The 17,613-nt window shown below is 62.0% G+C and carries 19 protein-coding genes; 14 read left to right on the top strand and 5 right to left on the bottom strand.

The window, feature by feature from the left end; translation table 11 throughout:
- Positions 1–141: 141 nt before the first annotated feature.
- On the bottom strand, positions 142–2,433 hold the full coding sequence (locus AC1XDK_RS01090) for a glycoside hydrolase family 3 N-terminal domain-containing protein (protein WP_483347931.1): 2,292 nt from the start codon (positions 2,431–2,433) through the stop codon (positions 142–144).
- A 220-nt stretch (positions 2,434–2,653) separates the two neighbouring features.
- Positions 2,654–2,932, bottom strand: coding sequence for an amphi-Trp domain-containing protein (locus AC1XDK_RS01095; protein ID WP_483347932.1), 279 nt, complete (start codon positions 2,930–2,932; stop codon positions 2,654–2,656).
- Between the two features lie 107 nt (positions 2,933–3,039).
- Here AC1XDK_RS01095 and AC1XDK_RS01100 point away from each other — a divergent pair, with 107 nt between their 5' ends.
- Positions 3,040–3,312, top strand: a complete 273-nt coding sequence (locus AC1XDK_RS01100; protein ID WP_483347933.1) for a PadR family transcriptional regulator — start codon at positions 3,040–3,042, stop codon at positions 3,310–3,312.
- Between the two features lie 8 nt (positions 3,313–3,320).
- Here the strand turns inward: AC1XDK_RS01100 and AC1XDK_RS01105 are convergent, their stop codons facing one another.
- Positions 3,321–4,553, bottom strand: a complete 1,233-nt coding sequence (locus tag AC1XDK_RS01105; protein ID WP_483347934.1) for an AI-2E family transporter — start codon at positions 4,551–4,553, stop codon at positions 3,321–3,323.
- 93 nt (positions 4,554–4,646) lie between these two features.
- Between AC1XDK_RS01105 and AC1XDK_RS01110 the strand changes: the two genes are divergently transcribed.
- Genes AC1XDK_RS01110 through AC1XDK_RS01125 form a run of 4 tightly spaced genes read left to right on the top strand, consistent with a single transcriptional unit; the run spans position 4,647 to position 8,406 of the window.
- Entirely contained in the window at positions 4,647–5,918 is a 1,272-nt protein-coding gene (locus AC1XDK_RS01110) for an MgtC/SapB family protein (RefSeq protein ID WP_483347935.1), read from the top strand.
- A gap of 46 nt (positions 5,919–5,964) precedes the next feature.
- Positions 5,965–7,296 (top strand): aminotransferase class III-fold pyridoxal phosphate-dependent enzyme, encoded by a 1,332-nt coding sequence (locus tag AC1XDK_RS01115; RefSeq protein ID WP_483347936.1) that lies wholly within the window; start codon positions 5,965–5,967, stop codon positions 7,294–7,296.
- Positions 7,297–7,326: 30 nt separating this feature from the next.
- Complete coding sequence (locus AC1XDK_RS01120) at positions 7,327–7,989, top strand: helix-turn-helix domain-containing protein (protein WP_483347937.1); 663 nt, start codon at positions 7,327–7,329, stop codon at positions 7,987–7,989.
- A 60-nt stretch (positions 7,990–8,049) separates the two neighbouring features.
- Complete coding sequence (locus AC1XDK_RS01125; protein ID WP_483347938.1) at positions 8,050–8,406, top strand: DUF7344 domain-containing protein; 357 nt, start codon at positions 8,050–8,052, stop codon at positions 8,404–8,406.
- Here the strand turns inward: AC1XDK_RS01125 and AC1XDK_RS01130 are convergent.
- The gene (locus AC1XDK_RS01130) at positions 8,403–8,726 is read right to left on the bottom strand and encodes a ribbon-helix-helix protein (RefSeq protein WP_483347939.1); all 324 of its coding nucleotides are present in this window, start codon (positions 8,724–8,726) and stop codon (positions 8,403–8,405) included. The genes AC1XDK_RS01125 and AC1XDK_RS01130 overlap by 4 nt on opposite strands.
- A 39-nt stretch (positions 8,727–8,765) precedes the next feature.
- Positions 8,766–9,041, bottom strand: coding sequence for a hypothetical protein (locus AC1XDK_RS01135; protein WP_483347940.1), 276 nt, complete (start codon positions 9,039–9,041; stop codon positions 8,766–8,768).
- Between the two features lie 146 nt (positions 9,042–9,187).
- Between AC1XDK_RS01135 and AC1XDK_RS01140 the strand changes: the two genes are divergently transcribed.
- The 9 genes from AC1XDK_RS01140 (at position 9,188) to AC1XDK_RS01180 (ending at position 17,259) form a co-directional block, all read left to right on the top strand.
- Entirely contained in the window at positions 9,188–10,093 is a 906-nt protein-coding gene (locus AC1XDK_RS01140) for an HhH-GPD family protein (protein ID WP_483347941.1), read from the top strand.
- Positions 10,094–10,214: 121 nt separating this feature from the next.
- Entirely contained in the window at positions 10,215–10,796 is a 582-nt protein-coding gene (locus AC1XDK_RS01145) for an NADPH-dependent FMN reductase (RefSeq protein ID WP_483347942.1), read from the top strand.
- A 41-nt stretch (positions 10,797–10,837) separates the two neighbouring features.
- Positions 10,838–11,425 carry a thymidine kinase gene (locus AC1XDK_RS01150; protein WP_483347943.1) on the top strand — a complete coding sequence of 196 codons (588 nt, stop codon included), beginning with the start codon at positions 10,838–10,840 and terminating at the stop codon, positions 11,423–11,425.
- Between the two features lie 8 nt (positions 11,426–11,433).
- On the top strand, positions 11,434–12,045 hold the full coding sequence (locus tag AC1XDK_RS01155) for a YIP1 family protein (protein ID WP_483347944.1): 612 nt from the start codon (positions 11,434–11,436) through the stop codon (positions 12,043–12,045).
- A gap of 28 nt (positions 12,046–12,073) precedes the next feature.
- The gene (locus tag AC1XDK_RS01160; protein ID WP_231182600.1) at positions 12,074–12,337 is read left to right on the top strand and encodes a hypothetical protein; all 264 of its coding nucleotides are present in this window, start codon (positions 12,074–12,076) and stop codon (positions 12,335–12,337) included.
- Between the two features lie 108 nt (positions 12,338–12,445).
- On the top strand, positions 12,446–12,697 hold the full coding sequence (locus tag AC1XDK_RS01165; protein WP_483347945.1) for a DUF8028 family protein: 252 nt from the start codon (positions 12,446–12,448) through the stop codon (positions 12,695–12,697).
- A gap of 93 nt (positions 12,698–12,790) precedes the next feature.
- A complete protein-coding gene (locus AC1XDK_RS01170) occupies positions 12,791–12,958 on the top strand; it encodes a hypothetical protein (RefSeq protein ID WP_483347946.1) in 168 nt (55 codons plus the stop codon).
- A 300-nt stretch (positions 12,959–13,258) separates the two neighbouring features.
- Complete coding sequence (locus AC1XDK_RS01175; protein ID WP_483347947.1) at positions 13,259–15,367, top strand: DHH family phosphoesterase; 2,109 nt, start codon at positions 13,259–13,261, stop codon at positions 15,365–15,367.
- 179 nt (positions 15,368–15,546) lie between these two features.
- Positions 15,547–17,259: a tRNA uridine(34) 5-carboxymethylaminomethyl modification radical SAM/GNAT enzyme Elp3 gene (locus AC1XDK_RS01180; RefSeq protein WP_483347948.1), complete on the top strand. Its 1,713-nt coding sequence runs from the start codon at positions 15,547–15,549 to the stop codon at positions 17,257–17,259.
- The last annotated feature ends 354 nt before the right edge of the window (positions 17,260–17,613 follow it).

Raw genomic sequence — 17,613 nt, forward strand, 5'->3', positions numbered from 1 at the left:
TACAGATAACGACCGAGCGCAGTTTCTATCACATTCCATACACCTCAATCCACGGGAGACATCGCTATCGACGGACGTGTCGGACGAACTGGGAAAAGACTGAGAACGAGGGGAGCTACTGCTGAACGCCGAACCGCTCGGTCAGACGACCGAGAGCGTTTCGGTCATGTCACCGACTGAAAGCCAGTAGTCGCCCGTGTCGACGACCAGTTCGCCGCGGGAGAACACGTCGCCGAGGACGTTGGCGAGCGGGAGTACCGTCGAGCGAACGTCGACGCGGGCCGTCTCGCCAGCGTCGAGGGAAACACGCTCGAAACCGACGACGACTTCCTGCGGGTACATGACCTCGCCGTGTTCGCGACCGCCGTAGACCGGGACGACCGTTTCGCCCGCCCTGTCGCCCGTATTCTTTACCGTGACGGAAACGGTGATGTCGTCCGTCGCCGCCTCCTGTGCTAGTTCCGTCGGGCTGATTTCGAGGTCGGTGTACTCGAACTCGGTGTAACTCATCCCGTGTCCGAACGGGAACAGCGGCGTCTCGTGTGATTGTGGCGGGTCGGTGTTGCCCTCCGCGTTGAACTCGTCCGGCGGGAAGTTGTTGTGGACGTTGGGGAGTTGTCCCGTTCCCGTCGGCCACGTGAACGGCAACCGGCCGCTCGGGTTGGCGTCGCCGAACAGGGTCGCGGCGACCGCTGGCCCCGCCGCGGTTCCCGGAAGGTAAGCCATCAGTGACGCCGAGAGGTGGTCGAACACCGACGTTCCGCGCGGACGCCCGGCCATGATGACGCCCACCGTCGGGGTGTCCGTCTCCGCCACCGTCTTCACGAGGCGCCGTTGTGCGTCCGGAAGGGCGAGCGTGTCGGTGTCGCCCTGCTCCTCCGCGTACGGCCCCTCGCCGAGGACTGCCACGACCACGTCGGCGCACTCCGCTGCGTCGCGGACCGCCTCCTCGTTCGAGAACTCGTGGAGGTCGGTCGGAACGTGCGTGACGGACGTGGACCCGGGTGCTGCCTCGGAAATGCCGTCGAGAACCGTGGTCGCCGGTGGCTCCGTGTCGCCGACGCCCTGCCACCCGAGCGACCAGCCACCCATCTGGTTCGTCACGCTGTCGGCGCTCGGTCCGGTGACGAGAATCGACCCCGCGTCGGACCCGAGCGGAAGCGTTCCGTCGTTGGTGAGTAGGGTCATCGATTCCGTCGCCACGTCCCGTGCGAGGTCACGACCCTCGGAGACGGCCGACTCGACTTTCGAGGGCTCGGCGTAGGGGTCCTCGAACAACCCGAGGTTCTCCTTGAACGCGAGGACGTTCGTCACCGCGTCGTCGATGCGTTCCATCGAGACGCTTCCCTCGTCCACGAGTTCGATGAGCCGTTGCTGGTAGCCCTCGGCGTCGTCGCCCTCGATGCCCGCCGCCGGGACCATGTACATGTCGATACCGGCGTTGATGCCCAGTCGGGTCGCCTCCTTCAGGTCCTCGGCGAACCCGTGGACCTTTATCATCCGGTAGAAGTCGTGCCAGTCGGTGACGACCATCCCCTCGAAGCCGAGTTGGTCGCGGAGGATGTCCGTGAGGAGTTCCTTCGACGCGTGTGCGGGAACGCCGTTCAACGACCCGCTGTTGACCATTACCGTCTCCGCTCCCGCCGTGATTCCCGCCGCGTACGAGGGGAGGAAAGTACTCACGAAGGTCCGGTACGGCAACAGGGCGGAGGTCCGGTCGTTCCCGTTCTCCGGTGCCGAGTATCCCGCGAAGTGTTTGATGCTGGCTCCGGTTCGCTTGTAGCCGTTCGTCTTCTCCTCGTAGCCGCGAACTTTCGAGGCGATCAACTGGGACGCCAAATACGGGTCTTCGCTGAACCCTTCGTAAAAGCGACCCCAACGCGGGTCACGCTGGAGGTCCGCGACGGGCGAGAAGTTCCAGTGGGTTCCCGTGACCCGCATCGTTCGACTCGTTATCGACGCCATCTCCTCGGCGGCGTTCGCGTCCCACGTCGCTCCGACGCCGTGGTTGTGCGGGAAGATGGTCGCTCCCTCGATGTTGTTGTTGCCGTGGACCGAATCGATACCGTAGACGAACGGGACGCCGAGGCGGGTATCCTCTACCATCGCTTTCTGCCGTACGTCGCTCGCGCGTGCGACCTCCTCGGGGTCGAACGATGGGAGGTACATCAGTGACCCCGGCTTGTACTTCCGGAGCGCTTCGGCCGGATTCTCGTCCGAAACCTCGCTCGCGGCCATCTGTGTCATCTGGCCAACCTTCTCTTCGAGCGTCATTTCGTCGACGAGGTCCGTCACTCGGTCGCTGGGCGTCGTCTGCGCGGTCGCGATGGTCGATTCGCCGAGATAGCTAGCGAGCGCCGCCGTCAGCGCTATTCCACCCGACTGTTGCATGAACTCTCGCCGCGATGAACCGTTTGTGGTATCCTTTCGCATGCTCCAAAACATGAGAAAAGAAAAGGGATAAGATTTTTTCTCTACCTGATATCAATTATTGTTGAATGAAATGGAATTTGATACGAGTGAGGACTGCTCCGTGATTCCTCGTAGAAAGCGGAAAACGTTTTTCGAGTTCACCAGCGCGGCGGGAGGACTGAACGGGTGTTGCCGACGGTGCTGACGAGCTACGAACCGCACGAACACGGCGGATTTCGAGTTATTCGATTTCGAGCGTACCGTCCGTGTCGTCCTGGCCTTCCTTCCATTCGAGTTCGAACTCGACGCTGAGTTCGTTTCGACCGGACGATGAACTCTCGCGCTCCGCCTTCACTTCGAACGACGGACGGCTCGGCGGGTCGAGCGTCACCGACTGACTCCCAGCATTCAGTGTTATCGGCTCCCCTTCGTCGAGTTTGTCGGCGACGGCACGGAGGTAGTTGGCGATGTCGTTTCGGCTTCGGGTTTCTTCGGTTTCGAACAGGACTTCTTCGGGCATGGTACTAGGAACGGCGCGGACGGTGATAAGTACGAGGCACCGCGGAGACTAGATGACTGTCGGAACCACCATCCTTATTGCAACCAGACACATCAACAATATTAACCATGCACGAGTTGACTGGATTTCAGCGGGACATACTGTACGTCATCGCTGGGCACGGCGAACCGCACGGACTTGCGATTCAAGAGGACCTCGAAAACTATTACGACACGGAAGTACATCACGGGCGACTCTACCCGAACCTCGATGCACTCGTCGATGAGGGCCTCGTGGAGAAGGGCAAGCGTGACAGGCGGACGAACTACTACACGCTGACCGTGCACGGTAAAAAACACATCGAGGAGCGTCGTGCGTGGGAAGCACGGTTCATCGACTGAGCGCGTCGTCAGTCGGCGTCGTCGCCGTCGTTCGGCGTCGGGGACTGAACGGTCATCTCCTCGTCCGGTACCGGCGAGTCGGCATCGACCGATTCCGCCGATTCCGCCGGGTCGTGCGGCGGTTGTGGATACTCCGCTCCGTTCCGTAGGTACGTCGGGTCCACCGCCCAGGGTTCGATGGGGTTCCCGGTGATGAGTTCCGGCAGCACGATTTTCACGAAGTGGACGACGAGGACGAGTATCATCGGACCGAGGAAGATGCCGTACCATCCGAACAACAGGGGGCCGAAGATGTACGCGAGCATGACCATACCGACGTGGAGGTTGCGCCCGGAAACGTACGGCCGTAGAATGAGGTCCGGGATGGTGTCCACGATGACGAGCGAAACGAGCGCGAACACCGCAGGGAACCAGAGTACGCCGGGGTCACGGGCCATCAAGGCTTCCGCGCCGATGACGCCGGTCACGGGGAAGTAGACGAGTTTCATCCCGACCACGGGAATCAGACTGGCGACGCCCGTCAGCAGTCCGATGACGGTCGGATACGGAATCCCCAATCCGGGTGGGGCGATCATGTCGAGGAGGTTGTAGGAGATGGCCCCGATGGTCCCAGTCATGAACGCGTTGAGGATGTTGCCGAAGAAGATGCTGTTGAAGTCCGAATCGACGTGGTGGACGTAGGCTTCGAGGACGCCGCCACTGTCGGCGAACGTCCGGTGAAACCACCGCGAGAGTTTGTGGTCGTCGCGGAGGAGGTAGAATGCGATGGCGATCATCACGAACAGGTGGAGGGCTCCGTTACCGACGAAGGCGAGGTACTTGAACGTCGAACCGAACGCCTGTTCGATGAGCTTCGTGTTGACCCCGTTTTCGAGGAGTTGTTCAGGGTTCTGGACGAGTTTGGAGAAATCACCGTACTGTTGTATCGGCTGCGGAAGGCTGCCGATGTTGGCCGTCTGTGCGACCGTCGTGAGTTCGTGAAACGCGATGAGAAGCGTGTACGAGACGAGCAAAATTGCCGGGAGAGCGAGTACGAGTAACGCGACGACGGCGGCGAGGCTTCGCGGACGAATCTGCCGCCGAAGTCGGCGGTAGACCGGCCGCGTCGCATAGTAGAGAAACAGACCGAAGACGAACGTCCCGATGAACGAGTAGATGACGAACAGCGCCGCGAGGCCGAGCACCCCGCCACCGGCCCACCACGCCGCCCGTGATTTGTCAATGTTCAATCCGGAGACCATACAACAGAAGTTTGCGGGCTGGGCTTAAAGATTTCGCGCCCAGCAGACAGATAGCAACAACCCTTTTAACCGACTACCGGCGTAGTACGTGGAGTGCCCGGAGTAGATACCCTCCTCGCGTCGGCCACGTTGGAAAGCGATGTCGTCCGTATAGCGCTCGCCGGAGCCCTCGGTCTCTTCCTCGGATTGGAGCGTGAGTGGTCCCAGAAATCCGCCGGAATTCGAACGTTCACGCTCATCAGCCTGCTCGGTGCGGCGTTCACCATCATCGACAAGGACGTGTTGCTCGCGTTGGGCGGCCTACTGGTCATCGTCCAAGGAATTTTGCTCGCGGTGCAGGGCCTGATGGACGACGACGAGGATACCGGTCTCTCGCTCACCACGTCCGTCTCGATGCTCGTGACGTTCGGCGTCGGCGTGCTGGTCGCGGAGGGCTACATTCTCGTCGGCGTCACCGTCGCCGTCGTCTCGTCGCTCCTTCTCGTGTTGAAGCGCGAACTGCACTCGTTCGCGTGGGGACTGTCCCGCGAGGAGTTGCGCTCCGCCGGGGAGTTCGCCATTCTCGCGTTCGTCATCTATCCGCTCCTGCCGCGTGGCGAAGTCGCGTTCAGCGGCGTCACGTTGAGCCCTCGACTCATCTGGCTGATGGTCGTGACCGTCGCCGCTATCGGCATCGCGAACTACGCCGTCGTCGAGACGTACGGCGGGCGTGGAATCGCTGTCACTGGCTTTTTCGGCGGGTTGGCCTCCTCGACTGCCGTGGTCGGGACCATGCTCGACCACGTTCGCCAGGAACCCGAGGCCGCGAGTTACGGCGTGGCCGCCATCCTCCTCGCCGACGCCGCGATGGCGCTCAGAAACCTCGTCATCGCGTTGGCGTTCACCGTCGGCAATCCGGACAAGACGCTCTACGGGGCCATCGTCCCGCTCGGAACTATCATCGTCGGGAGCGTCGCCATCGCGGCCTACTCGGCCGACTGGTCCCAGCAGATGGACATCGACCTCGAAAGCCCGTTCTCGCTCCAAAACGCCCTCGGGTTCGGCGCCATCTTCCTCCTCGTCGTGGTTGGCGGCGCGGTGGCGAAGAGTCAGTTCGGCCAGACGGGCTTTTACCTCACAGCGCTCCTGTCGGGCCTCGTTTCGAGCGCGGGCGTGACGGCGTCCGCGGTGACGCTCTACAGCGGCGGCAACGTGAGCCAACAGACGGCCGTCTTCGGTATCCTCCTCGCGACGGCATCGAGCATCCTCGTCAAGGCGGCGCTGACGATTTCCGCTCCGAACAGGAAGTTCGCCTACCGAATCGCGGTCTGGAGTACGGTCCTGCTCGCCGGGTCGGGAATTACCGCAATCTTCGCCGTGATATGAGGTAATATAACGAACTTTTTAAAACGGGCCTATCCGTACCCGCTACATGGACCGAGAAACGGCCGAGCCACAGGTTCGGGAGATGCCGGGCCAAAAAGCACGAGAGTGGACTGACTATCACCACCGGTTTGCCGCCCCGACGACCTATGTATACGATTTCGTGTGGGACCTCACCGAGGACGCGGAAGGTCCGTTTTGTACCGACGTCGACGGAAACGTCCTCCTCGATTTCACCAGCCACGTTGCCGCCGCACCGTTAGGATACAACAACCCCAAAATCAAGGACAAACTCGACGAGTTCCCACTCCCCGACCCGACGAAAATCGCCGGACAGGACTTCTACGCGGCGGGCGGATGGCCCCCCGAGGACCCCGAATTCCCCGGCCCGACGCAGCTGATGGAACGACTCGTGGACGTGACGAGCCACTACGACATGGACACGGTCTTCCTGTCGAACTCCGGTGCGGAAGCCATCGAGAACGCCATCAAAATCAGCTACAACCGCGGCGGCCACCGCGCGTTCAACTTCGACGGTGCGTTCCACGGGCGGACGCTCGGCGCGCTCTCGCTCAACCGCTCGAAGGTCGCCCATCGAAAGGGGTATCCCGAGATTCCGGGCATCGTGAGCGTCCCCTACTGTTCCTGTGAGGGCGAGTGCAACTGCGGCTGGAAGACGAACGGTCCGGGTGGCAACGTCATCGCCGACAAACTCGACCCCAACCAAGGCGTCATCGACCCCGAGGAGGTCTCCTACATCATCCTCGAACCCGTGCAGGGAGAAGGTGGGTACCGCGTCCCGAACGACGAGTTCATCCGAGACATCGCCGAGATTCAGGACACCTACGACGTCACGGTCATCGCCGACGAAATCCAGTCCGGCATGGGTCGGACGGGCGAGATGTGGGCGGTGGACCACCTCGACCTGCAACCCGACGTCATCACCAGCGCGAAAGCACTCCGCGTCGGCGCGACCATTTCGCGCTCGGACGTGTTCCCCGAGGAGAAGGGCCGACTCTCCTCGACGTGGGGTGCTGGCGACGTGCTCTCGTCGCTCCAAGGCGTACTGACCATCGACGCGATTCACGAACACGACCTCCTCTCGAACGCCGAGGAGCGCGGCCGACAGGCGCGTGAACTCATCGACGACGCCTCGCCGGAGGCGCTCGTGGACGTTCGCGGCCGCGGTCTGATGCTCGCCGTCGAGTTCGATACGAAAGACCGACGCGAGGCCGTCGTGGACGCCGCACTCTCGCGCGGACTCCTCACGCTCGGCTGTGGCTACAAGACGCTCCGTCTCCTTCCGCCGCTCGACGCGACCGAGCGCGAAATCGACCTCGGCGTCAACCTCCTCCTCGACGCCATCGAGGACGTCGCGTAACGCTATATCCGTCCGTGACGTTTCTCCGGTATGAGCGTCACGGCTGACCTGTCGATCTCCGGTGACGAGTTCGTTCTCGGAACTGCCCTCCGCACCGACGCCGATGTTCATATCGAACTGGAGCGTGTCGTCCCGTCCTCCCGACAGGTCCTTCCCTTCTTCTGGGCTATCGGATCGGACTTCGAGACGTTCGAGGCGGACGTGCGCGGAAACCCCAACGTGCAGAACCTCATCGCGTTGGATAGAGTGAAAGGGCGCGTTCTCTACCGCGTCGAGTGGAGCGAGGAGGTCGAGAGTTTTATTCACGGAATCGCGGCGGTCGGTGCGACCATCCTCGAAGCCACGGGCGACCGACTCTGGCGGTTTCGACTTCGATTTTCCAATCACGGCGCACTGTCCGAGTTCCACGACTACTGCGTAGGCCACGACATCCGCTACACGCTAGACAGAGTCGCGACCGATATCGGGGTGGAGCGAGAGGAGTTCGGACTGACACCGGAACAACGCGAGACACTCGTGTTGGCGCTCGAAAAAGGTTATTTCGAGGTACCACGGGGAGTGACGCTGACCGAACTCGCCGACGAAATCGGCGTCACACAGCAATCGGTGTCGGAGCGTGTCAGGCGCGGAACGGGAAGCGTCCTCGAAGCGGTACTCCTCGAAGCGGACGGAAACGAAACGGGGGTTCCCTAAAAGAGGTCTGTAATAACAGGCAGTATTTCTATTCTCACGACCCCGTTGTTCGAGAGTACGATGGCGGAAACAAACGATAGACGACGACCGGGAAGGGCGACAGCGACACCGGAAACGCCGATGGCGACGTTCGACGATGCGGCGAGGACCTTTGGATTGGGGGTCCTCATGCGCATCCCACCGGAGTTACACGAGGCGCTTTCGGACGACACACGACGGAAGGTCCTCGCGTACCTGTACGATGTCGACCGAGTGGTCACCGTCACGGAACTGGCGAACTACCTCGCCGCGACGGGAATCGAACACGACCGGGACCGCGCGGAAACGGTCCTCCATCACACGCACCTCCCGAAACTCGATGCGATCGAGGAGGTTCGGTGGAATCGGGACGACGGGACGGTCCGACTCGCCCGTTAGAACTGATATCGACGCTCGTCGTCGCGCTGGGGGAACTGGTTAGCTCCCGTCATCTCCTCGAACGTCATGCCAGAGAGGTACTCGTCGTACGTCACGTCGTACGCGCTTCTGAGGTGGAAATCGAGGTTCCCGGAGTCCACCGTGGTCCGAAAGAGCAGGTGGACCGCACGGCGGACGATTTCTTCGGGGTCGTCGGTGTCGAATGCGGTTCCCAACATGGCGAGTTCGTTGCGCGTTTCACGGTCGAGAGAGACGGAAAACTCCTCGTCGAGCGACGAATAAGTGGCCTGTACGTCCTCCGTCAAATCGTCTAAACTCATTGCCGTGAGGTTGGCCGGGAGTCGGATACCGCTTTCGTTCTAGAACCGCTCACCGCAGGTTCGGCACGCGTCCCTGCTGGCGAAGTTGCGGACGTCGCAGTTCGGGCAGATGATATAGTGATACGAGTCGGGACTCGACTCGCACGCGGACCGATTCCCGCGACTCTCCTGGAGCGACCGACCGACCCCGGCGAGCATGAACGCACCACCCAGCGCCAGCCACACCGAGGGGCCGCGGGCGAAGACGAACGGTGCCGCCGGGACGACGATGATGACGACGCCGATGAGGAACAGGGTGGAGGGCCGTACGTGCATCTTGCGAAGATTGAAACGACCGTGCAATAAGCCTTCAGATTACACTCCGCCATGCCAAATATTGTCGTGAATCTCATGACAGCGATGAGATCGGTTCGCTTTCCGAAATCGCTATCCGTAAACCTCCGCCGTCCGAACCGTCACCGATGACCGACACGGCGTGGTCGATTCCCGACATCGACGCGGTACGCGACGCACTCGTTTCGTGGTACGAGTCGGACCACCGGACGTTCCCGTGGCGCGAGACGGACGACCCGTACGCCATCCTCGTCTCCGAAGTGATGAGCCAGCAGACACAACTCGGGCGCGTCGTCACGGCGTGGGAGGCGTTTCTCGACCGGTGGCCGGACGCCGCCGCACTGGCCGAGGCGGACCGCTCGGACGTCGTCGGGTTCTGGACGAGTCACAGTTTGGGCTACAACAACCGAGCGAAGTACCTCCACGAGGCCGCGAACCAAGTTGTCTCCGAATACGACGGTGCGTTCCCCGAGACGCCGGACGAACTCCAGAACTTGCAGGGCGTCGGGCCGTACACCGCGAACGCCGTCGCCTCCTTCGCGTTCAACGACGGGGACGCCGTGGTCGATACCAACGTGAAACGCGTCCTCCACCGCGCGTTCGACGTGCCCGACGACGATGCCGCCTTCGAGGCGGCCGCGAACGAACTCATGCCCGAGGGAGAATCGCGCGTCTGGAACAACGCCGTCATGGAACTCGGCGGGGTTGCCTGCGAAAAGACGCCCTCCTGCGATACTTCGGGATGCCCGTGGCGCGAGTGGTGTCACGCCTACGAGACGGGCGACTTCACGGCACCGGACGTTCCCACGCAACCCAAATTCGAAGGGTCACGGAGACAGATGCGCGGGCGAGTTATCTCGATTCTGAAGGAGTACGACGAACTCCCGCTCTCGAAACTCGGCCCGCGGGTCCGAATCGATTACGGCGGCGATTTCGGCGAGGAGTGGCTCCGCGAGTTGTGCTCGGATTTGGCGGACGACGGGCTAGTTGAGATAGAAGAGCAAGACGAGTGGGTCGCACGACTCCGGCGATAGGTTGGCGCTTATCGATGATTTCTCGAAGGGTGGACACATCGGACGGGGTCACGAATATCGCTCGGGAGACGGGTGATTTTCGCCGACAACGTATTTCGTTCTGCCACACTCATGACAACCCATGACGAACCGACCGCACGTCGTGGCGATCTGTGGCAGTCTCGGCGAGGAGAGCACCACACGGCTCGCATTAGAAACCGCGCTCGTCGGTGTGGGGAAGGCCGGTGGGACGGGTGAACTCCTCGACTTGCGCGAGTTCGATTTGCCGATGTTCGACCCCAGCAACAGGAGCGCGGGCGACGCCCCCGAACTGAAACGTCGCGTGCGCGAGGCGGACGCGGTGCTTCTCGGGACGCCGGTGTACCACGGGTCGTACTCCTCGCCGTTGAAGACGGCGCTCGATTACTGTGGCTTCGACGAGTTCGAGGGCAAGACGGTGGGTCTCCTCGCGGTGGCGGGCGGACGGTTTCCGGTCACGGCGATGGACCACCTTCGGTCGGTCTGTCGGTCGCTCGACGCGTGGGTGCTTCCCTACGAGGCCGCGGTGCCGAGTTCGCACAGCGCGGTGATGAACGGTGCGTTCACGGACGCGGAGTTGGAAACGCGCGTCGTCGCGCTCGGGCGGCAACTCGTCCGTTATTCGCACATCGAGGCCTGCCCGGCGAGTTTCGAGAGCGAGGAAAATATCGGCGCAGTCGATTGAATGAGCAACCCTTTTGCCGTCGGATTGAGCGCCATTCGAGCATGCACAAAATAACGAACAGCGGGTGGGTCGAGGTCATCACCGGTTGTATGTTCTCCGGGAAGACCGAAGAACTGCTTCGACGGCTTCGTCGCGCGGAAATCGCGGGGCAAGAGGTCGCAGTGTTCAAGCCCGCACTGGACGACCGCTACGGCGAAGACACCGTCGGCTCACACGACGGCAGTTCGTGGGAAGCGACCGTCGTCGAACCGGACGACGACGGCGTGTGGGAAATCCCGAGAGGTCTGAACGGCGAGCAGGTCGTCGCCATCGACGAGGCCAACTTCTTCTCCGCGGAACTCGTCGAGGTCTGTGAGTTCCTCGCGGAGGACGGGCGACGCGTCGTCATCAGCGGCACCGACCAGACCTTCCGCGGCGAACCGTTCGACCCGGTTCCGCAACTCATCTCGCTGGCCGAGTACGTCGAGAAGCTACAGGCCATCTGTGCCACGTGTGGCGAACCCGCGACGCGAAACCAGCGACTCATCGACGGCGAACCCGCACACGAGGACGACCCGACGATTCTGGTCGGGGCACAGGAGTCCTACGAAGCGCGATGTCGGAACTGTCATACCCTCCGGAGTGACTAGGGGAAACCGTGACGCAGTGGGTCGAGAATCCGACTGGTGGGCGCGACCGGGGACCGCAGGCCATCGTCCGCGCGTGGGTAGAACTCCTCGTGCGGCCGCGCCGCTTCTTCCGAACGGGCGTCGCACCCGGCGACCAAGCCCCGGGAATGGTGTTCGGCGTCCTCGTGACGCTGGTCGAAGTCGCCACTCGAATGGCGACCGGCGGCTTGGACGTGGGCACCGTCGCGGGAGGGCCGCTCCTCACGAAACTCCTCGCACTGGCGCTGGTCGGGTTGTTCGTCGCGCCCGCCGTCCTCCACCTGACGGCGGCGCTCCAGACGGTCATCCTGATGCTGTTCGTTCCCGGTCGTGGCGGCATCAGCGAGACGGTGCAGGTCATCGGCTACGCCGTCGCACCCTGCCTGCTCGCCGGACTGCCGTTCCCGGCGCTGCGGGCGGCCTGTACGGTGTACGGTGCGGTGTTGCTCGTCATCGGCATGAGCGAAGTTCACGATACGTCCTATCTTCGAGCGGCGGTCGTGGGCGCGCTTCCGGCCGCGCTCGTGTTCGGGTACGGCTTCGGCGGGTTCGGTGCCCTCGTGGCGGCGGTTCCCGGATTGGCGAGCGCCGTCCCGTGGTAATTAAGGGACGGACGCCGTATCGAAGGGTATGCTCAACCTGCGATTGGACGATTTTATGGTCGAACTGAAGGATGGTTCGTTGAAGAACGTCGGACCTACCAACAAAAAGGCGACGGCGAAGCTGTTCGACGTGGAATCGGCGGAGGCGCGCGAATTCGGTGACAAACGCGTGAAACTGGTCTTCGAAGACGAGGACGGAAACGAAGTGCAAGTCTCGCTGTTCCCCGAAGACGTCAGGAAGATAATGACGGACATCGAACGACTCGAAGACGACAGTCCGGTCTTCGAATAGCGACGGAAGGGACGGCCATCCGTCCATCCGCCTCGTCGTATGCCCTCTCTTCCGTTCGTTATGTGACCAATAATAATACCGTGTTAAATCGTACCATGATTCGAAGAGATGTCCACCCTCATCGACCCAAACGAGATGGACGGTTCGGAGGACGACGAGACGCGTCTCTCGTCTTCCTTTTCGTTCGTCTCCTCGATACGCTTCATCGGCTTCTGGGCGGCCGTCGTGCTGCCGTTTCTCTACGTTCCGCTCCTCGCCAATGGACTCGATACGCCCGGCCAGTTTCAGACGTTTTTACTGCTCTTGGCCGCAAACGTCGTAGCCCTCCTCTTCGGTCACCACCACCGAAAACGGATGTAACGTATTCGTCGTTCTTTGCCGCATGATATCAGACGGCACATGTATTCGATTAGCGAGAGTATAACTATGCCTTCTCCTGCCGAAGTCGTGGCCATGTCCCAGTCAGCCATGAGCATTGGTTGCCCGCACTGTGGCTCGGCAGCGAACGTGAAAATCGGCCGCCGGAAACGAGTCGAAGGGAGTTCCGACGACGACCAGTTGAAGGGAAAACTCGTTCACTGTCATCACTGCGGCGATGAGTTCTCGTTCTACTACTACTGATTCGCGCTCGGCGTGTCCTCCATCGGTGTTCGACTGCCAGTTCGGTGCGCGTTCGGCGCGTCTCGCCCACTCGGAGGAAGAATGTAGAATGATGAAGAAAACAAGGAATGCGACTGTGAGTGATACGTCGTTCGCATTCTTTCCTGAAAGTTGATTTTAGATACAACTTTGAACCCTGAAGCAGATTTATTCGATAATCTTTACCGGGAATAATCGGGGGTCGTCCCGGTCTGACACGCAGAAAACCGCGCAGGTAATTCGACAACCGTTTTAGGCCGGGACTATTCTTTGCCAGTATAAATGGGTAACTGCGTCATTTGCGGGACGCCTGCTGACGGGCCGATTTGTTCGAGCCACGAGCAGGACGTTCTCTTTGAATTCCACGGTAGCAGCCCTGAACAGCTCACTCCCGGTCGGTTTTACAAAGGCACCGTCGACGGTTTCGCCGATTTCGGCGTCTTCATCGACATCGGTGACCGCGTAACCGGCCTGCTTCACAAAAGCGAGTTGGACCGCAGGCTCGAGAGTTTGAATTGGGACCAAGGCGACACCGTGTTCGTCGAAGTCATCGGCGTGCGCGACAACGGCAACGTCGACCTCAGCTGGTCCATCCGCCAGTCCGAACGCGAGTTCCGCGGCAAACTCATTCAAGACGGAACCGACGTTCACATGCCGAGCGAGGACGCCGACAGCGAAGAACCGGAAGCCGAAGAATCGTCCACGGCGGGCGAATCGGAGTCCGATGCGTCCGACGGCTCGAACGACGAGTCAGCGTCTGAATCGACCTCCGAAGCGAAATCCGAACCCACACCCGAACGTACGTCGGACCCATCGGCGACGACCGACGGGTCGGGCACAGCGGTCGGAAGCGCCACGGTCTCCTCGCAGACCGAGATACCGGAGCGAGTCACCGTCGAGACGCTCGGCGACCGAGTCGGCGACCGCGTCCGAATCGAGGGCGAAATCGTCAGCACGAGCCAGACGAGCGGTCCGACGGTGTTCGAACTCCGCGACGAAACGGCCGTCGTGGACTGTGCCGCCTTCAAGGAGGCCGGCGTCCGCGCCTATCCCGAAGTCGATACGGGCGACATCGCCCGATTGACCGGGGAAGTCGAACTCCGAAACAACGAACTCCAAGTCGAGACGGAACAACTCGACGCCCTGACCGAGGAGGAGAAAACGACCGTCGAGGACCGACTGGCGCAGGCGCTCGAAGACGAGGCTCGCCCCGCCGATGTCGACCTCCTCGGCGACGATTCGGCCGTCGAAGCGATTCGGGACGACATCCGTGACGCCGCCGGTGCGATTCGCCGCGCCGTCATCGAATCCCGCCCCGTCATCGTCCGGCACAACGCGAACGCGGAAGGCTACGTCGCCGGAGCGGCCATCGAACGCGCCGTTCTCCCGCTCGTGCGCGACGAACACGCACGAAGCGACGCCCAGTATCACTACTTCGACCGCCGACCGCTCGAAGACGGTTTCTACGACATGGAGGACGCGACGAAGGACGCGACCATCATGCTCGACAACCGCGAGCGCCACGACGAGAAACTTCCCCTCTTCGTGCTCGTGGACGCCGGAAGCACCGTCGAATCGAGCGACGGTCTCTCGCTCCTCGATATCTACGGCGCACCCCACGTGGTCGTCGACACGCACTACCCGGACACCGACGTCGCCGACACCGCGGATAGCGTCGTGAACCCGTACCTGGGCGAATCGGGCGACGACGTGACCGTCGGCGTCCTCGGTGCGAACGTCGCGGCCCACGTCAACGCCGACGTGCGCGAGGACGTCTCCCACCTCCCGGCAGTCAGCTACTGGGAGGACACCCCGAGCGAGTACGTCGAACTCGCCACCGACGCGGGCTACGACGAGGACCACGTCACCGCGCTCCGCGAGGCAGTCGCGCTGGAAGCCTACTATCAGTCCTACGAGGACAAGCGCGAACTCATCAACGACCTCCTCTTCGAACACGCGAAGCGTGACCTCGCCGAACACGTCAGCGAGCAGTTCCGCACGAAGCTCGAAGACGAACTCGACACCGCCGAACCGAACCTCACGGTCCGCGGCGCGAACGGCGTCACCTTCACCGTCCTCGACACGGACGCCTACACCCACCGCTTCGACTTCCCGTCCACGGCGGTCCTCCTCGACGCGCTTCACCGCCACGACATGACCGGCCAGCCCGGTGAGCAGAACGTCACGCTCGGCCTCGCGGACGACGAGGTTCACCTCCGAAGCGACGGCGACATCAACGTCCGCGACATCGCGGATTCGGTTCGGGACCGCGCGCCGGAAGCGGGAATCGTTCCCGTCGGCACGAAGGACGGCAAGTTCGAGTTCCTCCGCGGCGAGCGCAACGAGGCGCTCGACGCCGTCATCGAAGCCGTCAGCGCAGAGCTGAACTAAGCTCGAATCGCGCACCTTTTCTCGAACTTTTTCCCATTATCCACTCTTCTCCCTGTTTCAACTTCTCCCACTCACTCACCACCTTACTTCGCCCGTTCGTTCTTCCCACAATACATCACTCGTCACGGAATCGGTCGTAGACGACACGCTTATCCGGCGGAATCGACGATTACGTAGCAATGAGTACCGAGACGCCGGACGCCACGGAGACGGAGGCGTTCGAGCAGGTTTGCGAGGAACTGATAGACCGCATCCTCGCGGGCGACGTGGAGCGCGACGACGTCGAGAGCGCCAAACTCGACGCCTGTTCGGAGTTCTCCTCGCCGAAGGTGCCGAAGAACTCCGAGATTCTCGACCACGCCCCCGACGAGCGACGCGAGGAGCTAGAGCCCGTGCTCCGACGCAAACCCGTCAGAACCGCGTCGGGCGTGTCGCCCATCGCCATCATGACCAGCCCCGAGCAGTGCCCGCACGGGAAATGTCTCTACTGCCCCGGCGGTCCGTCCTCGGAGTTCTCCTCATCGCAGAGCTACACGGGTCACGAACCGGCGGCGGCGCGCGGCGTCCAGAACGATTACGACCCGTACGGGCAGGTCACGCTCCGTCTCGAACAACTACGTCAGATCGGCCATCCCGTCGATAAAGTCGAACTCATCCTGATGGGTGGAACGATGACCGCCCGGAGCCACGACTATCAGGAGTGGTTCGTCAAGCGCGCGTTGGAGGCGATGAACGACTACGACGTGAACAAGGAACCAGAACCGGCCGAGGGAGAGAGCTTCGCCCAGAGCCCGGAGGAACACGATTTCAGGTATTTAGAGGACGTCATCGCGGAGAACGAGACGGGCGACATCCGCAACATCGGGACGACGTTCGAGACGAAACCGGACTGGTGTGACCCCGAGCAGATAAACCGAATGCTCGATTTGGGTGGCACGAAAGTCGAAGTCGGCGTGCAAACGACGTTCGAACGAATCAACCGCGAGATGCACCGCGGCCACGGCGCGCAGGCGTCCATCGATGCGAATCAGCGCCTTCGGGACTCGGCGTTCAAGGTCGGGTTTCACATGATGCCCGGTCAACCCGGCATGTCGAAGGAGATGTGCGTGGAGGACTTCCGCCGAATCTTCGAGGACGAGAAGTGGAAGCCGGACTACCTCAAAATCTACCCCACGCTCGTCGTCCGCGGAACCGCCACCTACGACTGGTGGTACAAGGGCGAGTACGAACCGCTCCGCAACGAGGAGGCCGCTGAACTCGTCGCCGAAATCAAGTCGATGATTCCGAAGTACGTCCGCCTCCAGCGCGTCCAGCGCGACATCCCGGCGGACTTCATCGATGGCGGCGTGTGGAAGTCCAACCTCCGACAACTCGCGCGCCAGCGGATGGAAGAACACGGCTGGACGTGTGACTGCATCCGCTGCCGCGAAGTCGGCATGAACGACGAGGAACCCGAGAACGTCGAACTCGACGTGTTGACCTACGAAGCGGCGGGCGGCACGGAACACTTCATCAGCTTCGAGGACTTCGAGAAGGACCTCCTCCTCGGCTTCTGTCGGCTTCGGTTCCCCGGCGACCCGGTCCGACACGAACTCGATAACGCCGCCGTCGTCCGCGAACTCCACGTCTACGGCAGCGAGGTGACGGTGGGAGAGTCGCCACGCGACTCCGAACGAGCGAGCGGCGGGACGCCGCGAGCAGGCGCGGCGAGCGAGGACACCCAGCACCAACACCGCGGCTACGGACGAAAGCTGATAGCGAAGGCGGAGGAAATCACCGCCGACGCGGGCTACGACAAGGTGAGCATCATCTCCGGTATCGGCGCGCGGGAGTACTATCGGAACAAGTTGGGTTATCATCAGGATGGCCCGTACGTCAGCAAGCAGGTGTAATCACCGCGAGCGCGAGGCGCTCTGCGCCTCGAAACGTGAACGGCGAACGGAGAGAGCCGTGAACCAAGCGAGCGGGCCGACGAACCCTCGAAGTCTTGCTGAACGAAGTGAAGCAAGGCACGGAAGACCGGAGGTCTTCCGGAGGGGGTGAGGAGGCTTTTCATCGACGGTTTGCCAGGGAGGGAGCAACGCGACCGAGCGCAGCAAAAGGTCGCGGGACAAGTTGGGTTATCACCAAGACGGGCCCTACGTGAGTAAGCAAGTGTAATCACCGCGAGCGCGAGGCGCGCAGCGCCTCGTCAAACCTTCTGCCGTTTCGAGTGTATGACGAAAAGTGGAAGACGGGAGACGGGA

The sequence above is a fragment of the Haladaptatus sp. HS23 genome, from assembly GCF_056892285.1.